The sequence below is a fragment of the Frigidibacter sp. genome (assembly GCF_030695035.1).
Taxonomy (GTDB): Bacteria; Pseudomonadota; Alphaproteobacteria; order Rhodobacterales; family Rhodobacteraceae; genus Frigidibacter.
The window spans coordinates 13,857-28,654 of the sequence record NZ_JAUYTT010000012.1 but is presented as its reverse complement, the minus strand read 5'-3'; the positions used below and the strand labels follow the sequence as shown (position 1 = coordinate 28,654).

Annotated in this window: 14 protein-coding genes; 5 read left to right on the top strand and 9 right to left on the bottom strand. The window is 67.6% G+C overall.

Annotated features, from left to right (window positions below; genetic code table 11):
• Together scpB and Q8S30_RS11525 are read left to right on the top strand one after the other, a co-directional pair.
• The gene (gene scpB, locus Q8S30_RS11530) at nucleotides 1–645 is read left to right on the top strand and encodes an SMC-Scp complex subunit ScpB (protein WP_305666166.1); all 645 of its coding nucleotides are present in this window, start codon (nucleotides 1–3) and stop codon (nucleotides 643–645) included.
• A 60-nt stretch (nucleotides 646–705) separates the two neighbouring features.
• Complete coding sequence (locus Q8S30_RS11525) at nucleotides 706–936, top strand: hypothetical protein (protein WP_305666165.1); 231 nt, start codon at nucleotides 706–708, stop codon at nucleotides 934–936.
• A gap of 285 nt (nucleotides 937–1,221) precedes the next feature.
• Here Q8S30_RS11525 and Q8S30_RS11520 read toward each other — a convergent pair whose 3' ends face one another.
• From Q8S30_RS11520 to hpt, 4 genes are all read right to left on the bottom strand, one after another.
• Nucleotides 1,222–2,271, bottom strand: a complete 1,050-nt coding sequence (locus Q8S30_RS11520) for a hypothetical protein (protein ID WP_305666164.1) — start codon at nucleotides 2,269–2,271, stop codon at nucleotides 1,222–1,224.
• Between the two features lie 403 nt (nucleotides 2,272–2,674).
• Nucleotides 2,675–3,565, bottom strand: a complete 891-nt coding sequence (locus tag Q8S30_RS11515) for a c-type cytochrome (protein ID WP_305666163.1) — start codon at nucleotides 3,563–3,565, stop codon at nucleotides 2,675–2,677.
• 96 nt (nucleotides 3,566–3,661) lie between these two features.
• Nucleotides 3,662–3,847, bottom strand: coding sequence for a hypothetical protein (locus Q8S30_RS11510; RefSeq protein WP_305666162.1), 186 nt, complete (start codon nucleotides 3,845–3,847; stop codon nucleotides 3,662–3,664).
• A complete protein-coding gene (gene hpt / locus Q8S30_RS11505; protein ID WP_305666161.1) occupies nucleotides 3,844–4,404 on the bottom strand; it encodes a hypoxanthine phosphoribosyltransferase in 561 nt (186 codons plus the stop codon). The genes Q8S30_RS11510 and hpt overlap by 4 nt, the downstream gene beginning before the upstream one ends.
• Nucleotides 4,405–4,519: 115 nt before the next feature.
• On the opposite strand from hpt, the gene Q8S30_RS11500 reads away from it, so the two are divergent.
• Nucleotides 4,520–4,975 (top strand): type II toxin-antitoxin system RatA family toxin, encoded by a 456-nt coding sequence (locus Q8S30_RS11500; RefSeq protein WP_305666160.1) that lies wholly within the window; start codon nucleotides 4,520–4,522, stop codon nucleotides 4,973–4,975.
• A gap of 170 nt (nucleotides 4,976–5,145) precedes the next feature.
• Here the strand turns inward: Q8S30_RS11500 and Q8S30_RS11495 are convergent, their stop codons facing one another.
• Nucleotides 5,146–5,715: a YSC84-related protein gene (locus Q8S30_RS11495; RefSeq protein WP_305666159.1), complete on the bottom strand. Its 570-nt coding sequence runs from the start codon at nucleotides 5,713–5,715 to the stop codon at nucleotides 5,146–5,148.
• Nucleotides 5,716–5,864: 149 nt separating this feature from the next.
• Nucleotides 5,865–6,860 (bottom strand): porphobilinogen synthase, encoded by a 996-nt coding sequence (gene hemB / locus Q8S30_RS11490; RefSeq protein ID WP_305666158.1) that lies wholly within the window; start codon nucleotides 6,858–6,860, stop codon nucleotides 5,865–5,867.
• Between the two features lie 154 nt (nucleotides 6,861–7,014).
• Here hemB and Q8S30_RS11485 point away from each other — a divergent pair, with 154 nt between their 5' ends.
• A complete protein-coding gene (locus Q8S30_RS11485; RefSeq protein ID WP_371135508.1) occupies nucleotides 7,015–7,539 on the top strand; it encodes a component of SufBCD complex in 525 nt (174 codons plus the stop codon).
• A gap of 60 nt (nucleotides 7,540–7,599) precedes the next feature.
• Entirely contained in the window at nucleotides 7,600–11,115 is a 3,516-nt protein-coding gene (mfd, locus tag Q8S30_RS11480) for a transcription-repair coupling factor (RefSeq protein ID WP_305666156.1), read from the top strand.
• Nucleotides 11,116–11,312: 197 nt separating this feature from the next.
• On the opposite strand, the gene Q8S30_RS11475 is transcribed toward mfd, so the two are convergent.
• Genes Q8S30_RS11475 through Q8S30_RS11465 form a run of 3 tightly spaced genes read right to left on the bottom strand, consistent with a single transcriptional unit; the run spans nucleotide 11,313 to nucleotide 14,741 of the window.
• Nucleotides 11,313–12,554: a multidrug effflux MFS transporter gene (locus Q8S30_RS11475; RefSeq protein ID WP_305666155.1), complete on the bottom strand. Its 1,242-nt coding sequence runs from the start codon at nucleotides 12,552–12,554 to the stop codon at nucleotides 11,313–11,315.
• Complete coding sequence (locus Q8S30_RS11470; protein ID WP_305666154.1) at nucleotides 12,547–13,206, bottom strand: DsbA family oxidoreductase; 660 nt, start codon at nucleotides 13,204–13,206, stop codon at nucleotides 12,547–12,549. Before Q8S30_RS11470 ends, Q8S30_RS11475 begins: the two co-directional genes overlap by 8 nt.
• Nucleotides 13,203–14,741, bottom strand: a complete 1,539-nt coding sequence (locus Q8S30_RS11465) for a class I adenylate-forming enzyme family protein (protein WP_305666153.1) — start codon at nucleotides 14,739–14,741, stop codon at nucleotides 13,203–13,205. The genes Q8S30_RS11470 and Q8S30_RS11465 overlap by 4 nt, the downstream gene beginning before the upstream one ends.
• Nucleotides 14,742–14,798 lie beyond the last annotated feature (57 nt).

The following is a 14,798-nucleotide window of genomic DNA, read 5'->3' as shown; positions in this document are numbered from 1 at the left end:
ATGAGCACAAAGCCCGATACCGAACGCTCGCTGTTCGAAGCGCCCCCGATTGCGGAGCAAGAACGCATGGTCGAGGCGATCCTGTTTGCCGCGACCGACCCGGTGACCGTCGCCGACCTCGCACAGCGGATGCCGCATGGCTGCGACGCCGCCGAGGCGCTGGCTTATCTCCGCCGCCGCTACGAGGGGCGGGGGGTGCGGCTCGTGCGCGTCGGCGATGGCTGGGCCTTCCGCACCGCGCCCGACCTTGGCCACCTGATGCACCGCGAGGTGACCGAGAACCGCAAGCTCTCCCGCGCCGCCATCGAGACGCTGGCGATCATCGCCTATCACCAGCCCGCCACCCGCGCCGAGATCGAGGAGATCCGCGGCGTCGCCGTCAGCCGTGGCACGGTGGATCAGCTGCTGGAACTGGACTGGATCCGCTTCGGCCGCCGCCGCATGACCCCCGGCCGCCCGGTGACCTTCGTGGTGACCGAGGCCTTCCTCGACCACTTCGGCCTTGAAAGCGCCCGCGACCTGCCCGGCCTGCGTGAGCTGCGCCAGGCGGGCCTCCTGGACAACCGCCCGCTGCCCGGCACCATGGGCCGCCCCGAGGACGATGAGGACGAGGCCCCCGGCCAGACCGAACTTTTCGAGGATTGAAACGGCAGCGATTCCGGCCCATCTGTTAACGCAGGGCCGCAGCGGCCGCGGAGAAGCGCGATGAACCTGAACCAGATCGTCTCGATGATCATGAACACCCTGATGCGCAAGGCGGTCAACAAGGGCGTCGACGCCGGCATGGGCTATCTGAGCAAGGGCAAGAAGCCCGCCAGTACAGCGGCCAAGACCCCCGTCTCCGACGGCAAGACCGCCGCCCAGGCCAAGGCTGGCCGCGACATGGCCAAGCGCGCCCGTCAGGCCGCGCAGATCACCCGCCGTCTCGGCCGCTGAGCGGGCAAGGTCCGCAGGCAGCAACAGGCCCACCTCCCGTCCCCCGCTCCCCTTGGCGAAGGCCATCGCCTTCGCCATACGTTGCCATTACCATTTGCACCGGACGGGCCCCAAAGGGCCCGGCCAGCGCCCGCCCCGCCCCCGGCGGGCGCTTCTCGCCCGCCAGGTCGGGCGCTGTCCTCATTCGGTCTCGTGTTGCCGATGGCTCCGGATGAACGGCCGCGCACGGGCGGTGGCGGGGCAGTGCCTCGCCGTTTCCCGCCCGATCAACTCCGCGTCAGAAGCTCAGAACTTCCAGCCGACGCTCAGGTCATAGGTCGCGTCCTCGCCGTCGCCGTCCAGATAGCCGCCCTGCAGATAGGCGCCCTCCCAGATGCTGTAATCGGCGCTGACCCCGTAGACCGTGGTCTCGTCGCCGCTCTCGCGCGCCGTCACGATCGTTCCCGTCACCGCCACCGGCTCCAGCGGCCGCCAGGTGCCATAGGCGGTCCAGGCCTCGATATCGCCCGGCCGCTTCAGCGCGGAATAGTAAAGCCCGCCCTCGACCGGCCCGAACGTGGCCTTGCCGCCGAGGATCAGGTTGGTGCCGTCATCGCCGTTGCCCTCGACATGCTCGGCGCCGCCGCTCAGCGTCACCGCGCCGAAGGTGTAGGCCGCCGCCACATCCACCGCCGACACGTCATCGCCGCCGAACTGATGCGCCGAGGCGGCCAGATCCAGCCCGCCCATCGAGGTGTCATAGCGCAGGCCATAGGGCGTCTTGCCATCGACCAGCGCATAGGTGCTGACAAAGCTCGAGGTCAGCTGGCCAAAGCCGATGTCGAGAAAGCGCGAGCCGCCGACCGGCGGGATATCCATGAAATCGTCCAGCACCGCCCGCGGCGCCCCGACCTGCATCCGCCCGGCGCCAAGGCCAAAGCTCATCGCGCCATAGATGGCCAGATCGTCCTCATTGCTGCTGTCATAGCCGACCAGCCCGAAATCGGCGCCGATGCCGCCGCCCGGGGGGGCAAAGCCAAAGCTGATATCGCCGAAAAGGATGCTGTCATCGTCGCGGCGGCTTTTCAGCAGTTCCGCCTCGACCACGCCGCGCAGGTAGAACCCGCTCGGGGTGGTGAAGCCGCCGCCGCTGCCGCCGCTGTAGCTGTCATTGCCAAAGCTCGACCCGGCGGTGTCCCCGGAATAGTCGGCATAGCCGCCGCCATAGTTTGGCGCGGTCTGGTAACCGGTTGCGGGGTCATAGCCGGTGATCTGCTGCGCCGCCAGCGGAGCAGCGACGGCCAGCAGGGCCGCAGCCGACAGAGTCGGGGCGTGGCGAAGGATGGGGGTCAACATGCTCTGTCCTCGGGTGGTTTTTGTCGGAGCCCGGCTTGTGCCGATGCCATTGGGATGAATCTTACCCCAGATCTGGCAGATGTGCATCCCGTTTTTGTCAATTAGTGGTGATCGGCGGGGAGTGGCTCAGGCCAGACTCCCCCGCCGGGGCCTCGTGGTGTCGATGGCCGTCTTGCAGAATTTCGGCCGTCGACGAAATTTCTGCTGTGTCCGCCCGTCCGAAGCACACTTGGGGGGCGGGCCATCAGAATTTGGCACCGGGAGAGCCTATGTCTCCGCCCCTTGCTCTGCGGCTTGCGCCTCCGGGCAACCGCCGCGGTCGGTTTGCCATTGGCAAGCCGCCTGATCGCGCCGGGGTGCCTCGCCTGTGAAGCAGGGAAGGCATGGGCGAGGAAGCTCCCCCTTACTCCACCGCTGGAACCGTCTTAAGATAGCTCGCAATCGCGGTCCGTTCACTCTCAGGCAACCGCGCCAGGTTCGACACCACCAGCGCCATATGCCCGCCCACGCTGTCAAAGTCCGGCGTGAAGCCCGAAGTGAGGTACTCCACGATCTCGCCTTCCGACCAGTCGAGCCCGCCCGGCGTGATATTCGGCACCCCCCCGCGCCCGTCGGGCCCCGGCACGCCCGCCAGCCAGCGGCTGCGGTCCATGTTGCCAAGCGCCCCGCGCGGCGTGTGGCATTCGCCGCAATGGCCAAGTGCCTCCACCAGATAGCGCCCGCGGGTGATCTCGGGGGACAGATCGCCCTCCACCACCCAGTCGTCATTCAGGAACAGCAGCTTCCATCCGCCAAGCGAGGCGCGGATGTTGAACGGAAAGCCCACATCATGCGGCCGGCTCGGCTCCGCCGAAGGCGGCAGCGTCGCCCAGAAGGCGTGCAGATCGGCCACGTCCTGCAGTTCGGCCTTGGCATAGCTGGCATAGGGGAAGGCCGGGTAGTAATGCGCCCCCTCTGGCGAACTGCCCCGCGTCATCGCGCTGGCAAACGCCTGCAGGCTCCAGCCGCCGATCCCGTGCTCCGGGTCGGGCGAGATGTTGGGCGCGATGAAGGTGCCGAACTCCGACGGGAACTCCTGCCCGCCCGCCAGCACGATCTGATCCGCCCCGCTCGCCCCCGGCGCCATGTGGCAGCTGGCGCAGCCCGCGGCATGGAATACCGCCTCGCCGCGCTCTGGCTCCCCCGTCAGCCCCTCCAGCGCGGCGGCAGAGACCAGCTGCGGCCGGGTGATCCACAGGCCGAGCCCGCCCCCCGCAATGATCAACACAAGCAGGGTCAGGATCGGGCGGCGCATCGGCGGGCTCCTTTGGCGGGCAGCGTCAGCGTCAAGGTGCCCGCCCGCCGCGAACACCGCAACCGTGCCGCAACCCCCTCACGGAAGCGTGAGCGCTTACGGCAGCCGCGGCCCGCGCTGCGCCTTCGGGTCCAGCGTCAGCGCCTCGGGCCAGAGCCCAAGCCATTCAATGCCGACGATGGCAAGGCAGATCGCCACCACGATCCCCACAAGGATCACCCGCCCCATCGAGGGCGGATGCCGCACCCAATGCGCCGCCCGCATCAGCCAGGTCAGGTTCATGCCGCACCCTCGGGGAAGCGCACCTTGCCGATGAAGGGCAGGTTGCGGTTGCGCTGCGCAAAGTCGATGCCGTAGCCCACCACGAACTCGTCGGGGATCTCGAATCCGGTCCAGCGCGCCCGCACCGGCACCTCGCGGCGGCTCGGCTTGTCCAGCAGCGCACAGACCTCCAGTCGCGCCGGCCCGCGGCTTTCCAGCAGATGCAGCACATGGCTGAGGGTGAAGCCGGTATCGACGATATCCTCGACCACCAGCACATCGCGCCCGGCAATCTCGCCGCGCAGGTCCTTGAGGATCCGCACCTCGCGGCTCGATGTCATCCCGTCGCCATAGCTGGAGGCCTCAAGGAAATCGACCTCCACCGGCAGGTCGATCTCGCGCACGAGGTCGGCGATGAACACGAAGGATCCGCGCAGAAGCCCCACCACCACCAGCTTGTCGGTGCCGGCAAAGGACTGCTCGATCTCCTTCGCCAGCGCCTCCACCCGCGCGGCAATGGTCTTGGCCGAAATCATCTCGTCGATGACATAAGGTCGCGCCGGACTGGGTGCAGGCATGGTTTTCCCTTGAACTGACCCGCGGTATTTACGACATGAAACATGGAAGGTCACGCGAAACGGCTCCGGAACATGGACAAGGCGGGCCGCGGACCTACAGAGGACAGATCCCTTCATGCCGACACATTCGGAAACGCGCCCGCTGCCCTGGACGGCGCAGCAGATGTATGACCTTGTCGCCGATGTCGAGCGCTACCCCGAATTCCTGCCCTGGAACTCCGCCGCCCGCATCCGCTCGCGCCGCCCGGGCGAGGAGGGCTCCGAGGTGCTGGAGGCCGATCTGGTGATCTCGTTCAAGGTGTTCCGCGAACGCTTCGGCAGCCGCGTCGTCCTCTGGCCCGAGGTGATGAAGATCGACACCGAATATCTCGACGGCCCGTTCAAGTTCATGCGCTCGAACTGGGCCTTCCGCGACCTGCCTGACGGAGGCTCCGAAGTCGCCTTCTTCGTCGATTTCGAATTCCGCAACCCGATCTTGCAGCGCATCATCGGCGCGGTCTTCGGCGAGGCGATGGCCCGGATCGTGCGCGCCTTCGAAAAACGCGCCGCCGAGCTTTACGGGCCCCGGTAACAGGGAAGGGGGGCTTCCGCCCCCCTCTTGGCGCCAGGGCGCCAATTCACCCCCTGAGGATATTTGCAACAAGGCAAAGGCAGCAGGAGTCTTCCCATTTGCCTTGTTGCAAATATCCCGGGGGGAGTCGCCGCAGGCGGCGGGGGGCAGAGCCCCCCTTCCGCGCGATGTTACGGGATGATCCGCGTGTATTTCGTGCCCTCGACCGTCGCCCCGGCGATCAGCCCGGCCTGGCCGAAGATCAGCGCGATCACCGGCGCCAGCGAGGTGGTGGTGTCCACCCCCAGCGACCCGGCATTGTCTGCCACGGCATATTTGGCATCCGCCCCCGCGACCCAGCCCGGCGAGGCGCGGAACTGTGCCAGCGCGTCCGGCGTCATGAAGAACAGCGCATGGGCATATTGCTGCGCGCCGATCTGCAGCCCGAAGCTGGCCTGCGTCGCCGAGTAGTAATCCACCGTCACGTCATTGATGCGCAGCGCGCCGCGGCCATAGGCGCCGCCGAAGCCAAGGCCCGCCTCGGTCATCAGCGGCATGTAAAGGACGCCCACCGATTTTTGCGTCAGCTCCACCGTGCCGGGATAGCGGCTGCGCAGATAGTCGCGCGTCGCATCGACCCGCGCGTCCAGCTGCTGTGCGCCATTGCCGCCGATGCCGTTGCCGCAGGCGGCGAGCGCGAGGCCTGCCGCCCCCGTCACCACGAAACCGCGCCGCGACAGCGATCCTGAAACTCTGTTCATCTGCCTGTCCCTTGCCCATTGCCGTATCTCGGCCTGTCCCGGCCGTAGCGCACAAACTCTAGTCCAGATGGACGCCGATGTCACCGCCAGATCGGGGCCAGATCGGGGAATGCGGCGAAAGATCGCCCGGCGGTTTTGCGGCCCTCAGCCTAGCCGCGCAGCGCCCGCGCGACATCGGGTGCGAAATAGGTCAGGATCCCGTCACAGCCCGCGCGGCGGAAGGCCAGCAGGCTTTCGGCGATCACCGCCTCCTTGACCCAGCCGTTCAGCACCGCACCCTTGATCATAGCGTATTCGCCCGAGACCTGATAGGCGAAGGTCGGGACCCCGAAGGCCTGTTTCACCCGGTAGCAGATGTCGAGATAGGCCATCCCGGGCTTGACCATCACCATATCGGCGCCCTCGGCCAGATCGCGGGCGACCAGCCGGATTGCCTCGTCCGAATTGCCGGGGTTCATCTGATAGGTCTTCTTGTCGCCCACCAGCCGGGTCGAGGCGCCCACCGCATCGCGGAACGGCCCGTAGAAGGCGCTGGCATATTTCGCGGCATAGCTGAGGATGGTCACATCCGCATGGCCCGCTGCCTCCAGCGCCGCGCGCATCGCGCCGATCCGGCCATCCATCATGTCGGACGGGCCAAGGATATCCGCCCCCGCCTCGGCCTGGGCCAGCGCCATCTTGACCAGCGCCTCGACCGTCTCGTCATTCAGGATCACCCCGTCCCGCACCAGCCCGTCATGGCCATTGGCGTTATAGGGGTCGAGCGCGATATCGGTCATCACCGCCACCTCGGGCACCGCGGCCTTGATCGCGCGGATCACCTTGTTGGACAGGTTCTCGGGGTTCCAGGCCTCTTCGCAGCCATCCGTGCGCAGGCCGGGGTCGGTGTAGGGGAAGAGGCAGATCGCCGGAATGCCAAGCTCTGCCGCCGTCTCGGCCGCGCGCACAGCGCCCTCCACCGTCAGCCGGTGCACGCCGGGCATCGAGGCGACCTCGATATCCGCCCCCGGCACATCGGTGATGAACAGCGGCCAGATCAGGTCCTTCGCCGTCAGCGCATTTTCCTGCGCCAGATCGCGCAGCGCGGCGGTGCGGCGCATCCGGCGCAGGCGGGTCGTGGGGAAGGGGGCAAGGACAGGAAGCATCGGCTGGCCTTTCAACTGGCACTTGGCGGGCATGTCATCTTGCCCTTGGCGGGCATGGGCGAAGGGGTTACACGGGAACGCGGCCCGATGCAAAGCCGACATCCTGCCGCGATGCCGCAGGCCGCAGACAGCAGGCAACCGACGGGGACCGACCTTGGACTTCATGAGCCTCGTGTACCAATTGATCGACCTGCGGTCCTTCTCGAACCTGTGGTACTGGATCGCGCTGGCCTTCACCTGGTCGCGCGCCTCGCACTGGATCCTGGGCGTGCCCTGGGACATGGTCCAGCGCGCCCGGCGCATCGGCGGCCAGGCAGAGCTGGATTTCCAGATGATGCTGCGCGCCAACCTCAACCGCATCGGCTATATATCTTCCGTCGCGGGCACGGCTGCGGTTGCCATTGCAGCCGCCCTGCTGACCACGCTGGCGATGCTGGGCTTCGGCTATGGGGTAGAGTTCTGCCAGGCGCTGTTCCTGATCGTCTTCCCGATGGCACTGGTCGGGCTGATGTCGCTGCGCATGGCACGGTGGATCGACGCAAGCGGCATCGAGGGTGCCGCGCTGCACCGCGCGCTCAACTGGCACCGCATCCGGGTGCAGGCGATCGGCCTCATCTCTATCTTCATCACCGCGATGTGGGGGATGCTGCAGAACCTCAACATCAGCGTTTTGCATTGAGGTCGCGCCATCCCGGCCGCCCTGGTTGACAATCCCCGCCCGCCCGATAGGTGAAGCGACATGACCAATCCCCGCCCCCTGATCCTGTCCGGCGCGCCCGAGGGTTTCGATGCCCGCCTGCTGGCGCGCGAGCTGGAGCGCGGCGCCCCCGTCTGCCATGTCGCGCGCGATGACAAGCGGATGGAGGCGATGCGCTCTGCGCTGGCCTTCTTCGCCCCCGCCGTGCCGGTGCTGACTCTGCCGGCCTGGGATTGCCTGCCCTATGACCGGATGTCGCCCAACCCCGATGTCTCGGCGCAGCGGATGGCGACGCTGGCGGCGCTGGCGCAGGGGATCGGTGCGCCGTTCATCCTGCTTACGACGCTGTCCGCCGCGACCCAGCGGATCCCGGCGCGCGAGGTGATCCGCGATGCGGCCTTCACGGCCAAGGTTGGCGGGCGGGTCAATGAACCCGCGCTGCGTGGCTGGCTGGCACGGATGGGGTTTTCTCACTCGGCGACCGTGTCGGAGCCGGGGGATTATGCCGTGCGCGGCGGCATCATCGACATCTATGCGCCGGGGGCGACCGGGCCGGTGCGGCTTGACCTGTTCGGCGATGTGCTGGACGGGGCGCGGCGGTTCGATCCTGCCACCCAGCGGACCACCGAGAAGCTGGCCCGCGTGGAGTTCGCGCCGGTGTCGGAGGTAATCCTGGATGAGGCGGCGATCACCCGGTTCCGCCAGAACTACCGCATCGAGTTCGGTGCGGCCGGGACGGATGACCCGCTCTATGAGGCCGTCAGCGCCGGGCGCAAGCATGCCGGGATCGAGCATTGGCTGCCCTTCTTCCATGAGCGGCTGGAGACGGTGTTCGACTATCTGCCGGATGCCTCGGTGATGCTGGACGACCAGCTCGACGCCGCCCGCCTGTCGCGGTGGGAGGGAATCGCCGACCAGTATGACAGCCGCCGCGAGGCGCTGCGCCGCAAGGACCGCACCGAGTCCACCTACAAGCCCTGCCCGCCGGGCCTCTTGTATCTGGACGATGCCGGATGGGCGGGCGCGCTGGCCGGGCACCGGGTTGTCCAGTTGTCGGCTTTGCCGCAGCCGGTGGGACTTGGGGTGCTGGATGCCGGGGGGCGGATCGGGCGGAACTTCTCGGCGGAACGCCAGCTGGAGAATGTGAGCCTTTTCGGGGCCTTGGCGGATCATCTTAAAGTGAAGTCTCAAGAGGGGCAGGTCGTCGTCGCCTCCTATTCCGAAGGCGCGCGCGAGCGGCTGCGCGGCTTGCTGGACGATGAGGGTGTGAAGAACATCATCGAAATCAAGGACTTCCGCGACGTTCCTAACGCACGCGGCGGCCTGTTCCTCACCGTCTGGGCGCTGGAGCAGGGTTTCGAGGCCGAAGGGCTGACAGTTGTGTCGGAACAGGACGTGCTCGGCGACCGGCTGATCCGTCCGGTGAAAAAGACAAGGCGCGCCAAGGACTTCCTGACCGAAGCTCAGACGCTTTCGCCGGGCGATCTCGTGGTCCATGTCGATCACGGCGTCGGTCGCTACAAGGGGCTTGAAACGCTCACCGTCACCGGCGCCACCATCGAATGTGTTTCGCTGGAATATGCCGGCGGCGACAGGCTTTACCTGCCGGTGGTGAACATCGAGCTCCTCAGCCGCTTCGGGCATGAGGAAGGGCTTCTCGACAAGCTTGGCGGTGGCGCCTGGCAGGCGAAGAAGGCCAAGCTCAAGGAACGCATCCGCCAGATTGCCGAACGGCTGATGCGCGTTGCCGCCGAACGTGCGCTGCGCCATGCGCCGATCATGCAGGCGCCGCATCATGACTGGGAGGCATTCTGCGCGCGCTTCCCGTATTCCGAGACGGATGACCAGCTGACCGCCATTGCCGATGTGATCGGCGATCTGGAGCAGGGCAGCCCGATGGACCGGCTGATCGTCGGCGATGTCGGTTTTGGCAAGACCGAGGTGGCGATGCGCGCGGCCTTTGTCGCCGCGATGTCGGGGGCGCAGGTGGCGATCATCGCGCCGACGACGCTGCTGGCCCGTCAGCATTTCAAGACCTTCGCCGAGCGCTTCCGCGGCACGCCGCTGACGGTGCGGCCGCTGTCGCGCTTCGTGTCCGCCAAGGACGCCGCGACCACGCGCGCGGGCCTCGCCGATGGCACGGTCGATATCGTCATCGGCACCCATGCGGTGCTGGCCAAGGGGGTGAAGTTCCGCAACCTCGGCCTGCTGGTGATTGATGAGGAGCAGCATTTCGGCGTGACGCACAAGGAACGCCTGAAGGAGATGCGGTCGGAAATCCACGTGCTGACGCTGACTGCGACGCCGATCCCGCGCACGCTGCAACTCAGCCTGACCGGGGTGCGCGACCTGTCCATCATCGGCACCCCGCCGGTGGACCGGCTCGCGATCCGCACCTATGTGACCGAGTTCGACACCGTGACCCTGCGCGAGGCGCTGCTGCGCGAGCATTATCGCGGCGGGCAGAGCTTTTACGTGGTGCCGCGGATCAGCGACCTGCCCGAGATCGAGGAATTCCTGCGCGACCATGTGCCCGAGGTCAGCTTCATCTCGGCGCATGGTCAGATGGCGGCGGGCGAGCTCGATGACCGGATGAACGCCTTCTATGACGGCAAGTATGATGTGCTGCTGGCGACGACCATCGTGGAGTCGGGGCTGGATATCCCGACCGCCAATACGATGATCATCCACCGCGGCGACATGTTCGGCCTTTCGCAGCTGTATCAGATCCGGGGCCGGGTGGGGCGCGCCAAGACCCGTGCTTATTGCTATCTGACGACCAAGCCGCGCTCGCCGCTGACGCCTTCCGCCGCCAAGCGGCTGCGGCTCTTGGGCAGCCTCGACAGCCTGGGGGCGGGGTTCTCGCTGGCGAGCCAGGATCTGGACCTGAGGGGCGCGGGGAACCTGCTGGGCGAGGAGCAGTCGGGCCATATCCGCGAGGTCGGCTATGAGCTTTATCAGGCGATGCTGGAGGATACGATCGCGCGGCTGAAATCGGGCGAGCTGCAGGGCACGGTCGAGGATGACGGGCAATGGGCGCCGCAGATCAACCTTGGCGTGCCGGTGCTGATCCCGGAGGAGTATGTGCCGGATCTGGATGTGCGGCTGGGGCTCTATCGCCGGCTGTCGCAGTTGACCACCAAGGTGGAGCTGGAGGGCTTTGCCGCCGAGCTGATCGACCGCTTTGGCCCGCTGCCGCGCGAGGTGAACACGCTGATGCTGGTCGTGCGGATCAAGGCGATGTGCAAGAAGGCGGGCATCGCCAAGCTGGATGCCGGGCCGCGCGGGGCGACGGTGATGTTCCACAATGACAAGTTCGCCAATCCGGCGGGGCTGGTGGAGTTCGTGCATGCCGAGCGCGGGGCGGCGAAGATCAAGGACAACAAGATCGTGCTGGCCCGCGACTGGCAGACCGAGGCCGACCGCATCAAGGGCGCCTTCGCCATCGCCAAGGATCTGGCCGAGCGGCTGATCGAAGGGCGGAAGGCGGCGAAGGTGGAACCTGCGGTGAAGGCTGAGGTGAGGGTTGTGCCGAAGGCGGTGCCGAAGCGGCGGTGATCTTTTAGGGCGCTTTGGTTCGCAAATGGGCGCTGTTGAATTTCGGCCGTCGACGAAATTCTGCTGTGCCCGCCCCCGCCCGAAACGTATTTGGGGGGCGGGCACATTCGTGCCCACCGGGGCGGTCACAGCAGAATTTGGAGCCGTGAGGGCTTATGTCTCCACCCCTTGCCCTGCGGCCTGGAACAGGCCCGAACTCAGCCCGTCGTCACAGTCCGCCGCATCAGCCACCACGCAATCGCAGAGCAGACCAGCACCCCCACGATCAGCGGCATTGCGGTGCCGTCGAACATCAGCCCCAGCGGCGCGGCGATGACCATCGACAAGATGGTCGAGACCGCGGCGACGATGGAGGCGGCCATGCCGGCGATATGTCCCATGCGTTGCAGGGCCAGCGCGTTGAGATTGCCGAAGGTGACGCCGGCCATGAAGAACACCGAGGTGACCCAGAGGAAGAAGGCCGGGAACTCCGCCCAGGCCGGCAGCACGCCGGTCAGCGCCAGCAGCAGCATCACCGCCGAGATCCAAGTCTGGATCATATAGGCCAAAATCGCGATCCGCCGCATCCCCATCCGCACCACGACGCGGGCGTTGAGGATCGACCCGGTGCCCGCCAGCAGTGCCATCGCTGCGAACCACAGCGGGAAGCTGTCGCCGCGCCCGTAGGTTTCGGAGAAGAGCTGCTGCGAGGAGGAGAGCACGGCGAACATCTGACCAAAGCCAAGCGTCATCACCACCGTGTAGACGCGCACCTCGCGGTCGGCCAGCACTTCGCGGGCGGCGGCGGCGAGGCTGACCACGGTCAGCGGGCGGCGCTTGGCGGGGGGCAGCGTCTCGGGCTGGCGCAGGTTCAGCCACAGCACGCCGATCAGCCCGAACAGGATGAAGGCACCGAAGATGCCGCGCCAGCCGCCGGTGGCGTCGATGACCACCGAGCCGACGAGGGGCGCAAAAGCCGGGACGAGGATGAAGATCATCATCACGAAAGAGGTGACACGCGCCATCTCGCGCCCCTGATAGAGGTCGCGGATCAGGGCCAGGCTGACAATGCGGGGGCCCGCGGCGCCAAGACCCTGCAAGAAGCGGGCGAACAGCATCATCTCGATGCTCTGCGCCCGCCAGGCCATCACGGCGCCGATGATGTAGAGCGCGAAGCCCCCCGTGATGGCGATCTTGCGGCCCGTCGCGTCGGAGATCGGGCCGGCAAAGAGGGTGCCGACGCCCATGCCAAGCACGAAAGCGGTGAGGATCAGCTGCGCGCGGTTGACGTCGCTCGGCACCAGCTCGGCGGCGATCTGGGGCAGGGCGGGCAGCATCGCGTCGATGGAGAAGGCGATGATGGCGAAGAGGGTGGCGAGCATGGCCACGAATTCGGGCATCGGCAGGCGGCGGATGCCCGCTCCGGCGTCAGCGCCGCTTTCAGGTGGCGTGTCACGCATCGGGGGCCTCGTCCTGTTGGGAAAGCCCTTGGGCGACGTCCGCGATCACCTGCGCCCAGAGGGCAGGTTCTTGGGCACCCATCAGGGCATGGCGGTTGGCGACGATGAAGGTCGGTACCGAGGAGACGCCGCGGCTGCGGGAATGGGCGATGCGCTGCGCGATGAGGTCACGGTCGGCATCGCTGGCCAGCAGGCGGGTGACGAGGGCTTCGTCCATGCCGGCCTGTGTGCCGATCTTCGTGAGCGTGGCGGCATTGCCGATGTCCTGCCCCTCGCGCCAGTAGGCCCGGTAGAGCGCCGAGACGACGGCGGCCTGCCGCCCTTCCAGCGCCGCCCAATGGGTCAGGCGGTGGGCGTTCATCGTGTTTGGGGTGCGGGTGATGGCGGGCAGGTTGAAGGCGACGCCGGCCTTTTCGGCCATCGCCAGCAGCGGCTCGTGCACCTTGGCGATGGCGGCGACACTGCCGAAGCGGGCGGCCATGTATTCGAGCCGGTCCATGCCTTCGGGCGGGAGCGAGGGGTCAAGCTGGTAGGGGTGCCATTCGACCACGAAGGGGTGCTGGGGATGCGCCTCCAAGGCGCGGTCCAGCATCGCCTTGCCGAGGTAGCACCAGGGGCAGGCGTAGTCTGCGATAATGTCGAGCCGGATCAAGGGTCTGTCTTTCGGTTTGCGTCGGTCCAGCCATCGCGCAGCGCGCGGCGGTTGGCCTTGCCATTGGCGTTTTTCGGCAGGGCGTCCACTTGCACCCAAAGCCGGGGTTCCTTGTAGCGGGCGAGGCGGGTGCGGGCGTGGTCCTGCAATTCGGCCTCGGTCACCTCGCTCGAGGCGACGTAGAACACCGCGATGATGCTGGCCCCGGCCTTCACCGGCAGCTCCACCGCCGCCACTTCGGTGATTGCGGGATGGGCGGCGATGGCGGCTTCCACCTCCAGCGGCGAGACGCGGAAGCCGCCGGCGTTCATCATGTCGTCGGCCCGGCCGAGATAGGTGATGGCGCCATCCGGGGCCATGCGCACGGTATCGCCGGTCAGGAACCAGTCGCCCTGCATCCGCGCGGCGGTTTCCACCGGGTCGTCGAGATAGCCGAGGAACAGGCCCGGATCGGCGCGGTGGACCGCCAGCGTGCCGGGGCTGCCGCGGGGGACGGGCTGGCCGGCGGCGTTCAGCACGGCCACCCGGCGGCCGGGCTGGGGCCAGCCGGTTGCCTCATCCGGCGCGGGCCGGTCCGGGGCGGCGGAGATGAAGGTGGAAATCTCGGACATGCCGAGCGCCTCGCAGATGGGCGTGCCGGTTGCGGCCTCCCAGGCGGCGCGGATCGGGGCGGGGAGTTTTTCGCCCGCCGACAGCCCATGGCGCAGGCGCGGCAGCGGCAGGTTGGGCGCCTCGCGCAACATCTGGCGGAAGACGCCGGGAGCGGCGGCGAAGATGGTGGCGTCGAAACGCTTGAGCAGCAGCGGCAGTTGCGCGGTGCTGGTGCCCGCGCCGGGGATCAGCGCGGTGGCGCCGACGGTCCAGGGGTCCATGAGGCCGGTGCCGAGGGTATAGGTCCAGTTGAAGGCACCGGCGTGCAGCAGACGGTCGGAGGCCTCCAGCCCCTCCCATCCCTGCAGCATCATCGCGCGGCCCAGGATGGCGCGGTGGGCATGAACCACGCCGCGCGCGGTGCCGGAGGTGCCGGAGGTGTAGATGATGTAGGCTGGCCGCTCGGGGTCGCCCATGTGCCAGGGCGCGGGGGCCAGCGCCTCGAACCCGCGCAGGGCGTCTTCGGTCAGCACCGGGGCGGTGGCGCCTTCGGGGAGGGCAATCCCCTCGCCGGCCACGATCAGCCGGGCACCAAGGCCCGCGGCCATGCCGGTGATCTCGGGCATCGTCAGCTGCGCGGAGGTCGGCACCGGCACCAGACCGGCTGCGATGGCGCCGAGGAAGGCCACGGGAAACTCCACCGTGTTGCCAAGCCGCAGCAGCACCCGGTCGCCGGGGTTCAGCCCGGCTTGCAGCAGGCCGGTGGCGGTACCGCGCACGGCCGCGATCAGCCGCTCATAGCTCCAGCGTTCGGCGCCGGTGGGGCGCAGGATCTGCAGGGCGCTCTTGCCCGGCGTTGCGGCCCCCGCGGCCAGCACATGGCCCGCAAGGTTGAAGGGCGCGGGGCAGGCCGGAGCGATGCCTTCGGAATAGATGGACTGCATGGGATGTTGCTACGCCCCGCGGCGGGCCGTTGCAAGGCAGGGCGAAATGCCCCAGAA

Bases quoted from the DNA above. Each gene is read 5' to 3' on its own strand.
- Q8S30_RS11465 (WP_305666153.1), bottom strand. From the start codon at position 14,741: ATGCAGTCCATCTATTCCGAAGGCATCGCTCCGGCCTGCCCCGCGCCC.
- Q8S30_RS11475 (WP_305666155.1), bottom strand. From the start codon at position 12,554: ATGCGTGACACGCCACCTGAAAGCGGCGCTGACGCCGGAGCGGGCATC.
- hemB (WP_305666158.1), bottom strand. From the start codon at position 6,860: ATGCTTCCTGTCCTTGCCCCCTTCCCCACGACCCGCCTGCGCCGGATG.
- scpB (WP_305666166.1), top strand. From the start codon at position 1: ATGAGCACAAAGCCCGATACCGAACGCTCGCTGTTCGAAGCGCCCCCG.
- Q8S30_RS11520 (WP_305666164.1), bottom strand. From the start codon at position 2,271: ATGTTGACCCCCATCCTTCGCCACGCCCCGACTCTGTCGGCTGCGGCC.
- mfd (WP_305666156.1), top strand. From the start codon at position 7,600: ATGACCAATCCCCGCCCCCTGATCCTGTCCGGCGCGCCCGAGGGTTTC.
- Q8S30_RS11495 (WP_305666159.1), bottom strand. From the start codon at position 5,715: ATGAACAGAGTTTCAGGATCGCTGTCGCGGCGCGGTTTCGTGGTGACG.
- hpt (WP_305666161.1), bottom strand. From the start codon at position 4,404: ATGCCTGCACCCAGTCCGGCGCGACCTTATGTCATCGACGAGATGATT.
- Q8S30_RS11525 (WP_305666165.1), top strand. From the start codon at position 706: ATGAACCTGAACCAGATCGTCTCGATGATCATGAACACCCTGATGCGC.
- Q8S30_RS11500 (WP_305666160.1), top strand. From the start codon at position 4,520: ATGCCGACACATTCGGAAACGCGCCCGCTGCCCTGGACGGCGCAGCAG.
- Q8S30_RS11515 (WP_305666163.1), bottom strand. From the start codon at position 3,565: ATGCGCCGCCCGATCCTGACCCTGCTTGTGTTGATCATTGCGGGGGGC.
- Q8S30_RS11510 (WP_305666162.1), bottom strand. From the start codon at position 3,847: ATGAACCTGACCTGGCTGATGCGGGCGGCGCATTGGGTGCGGCATCCG.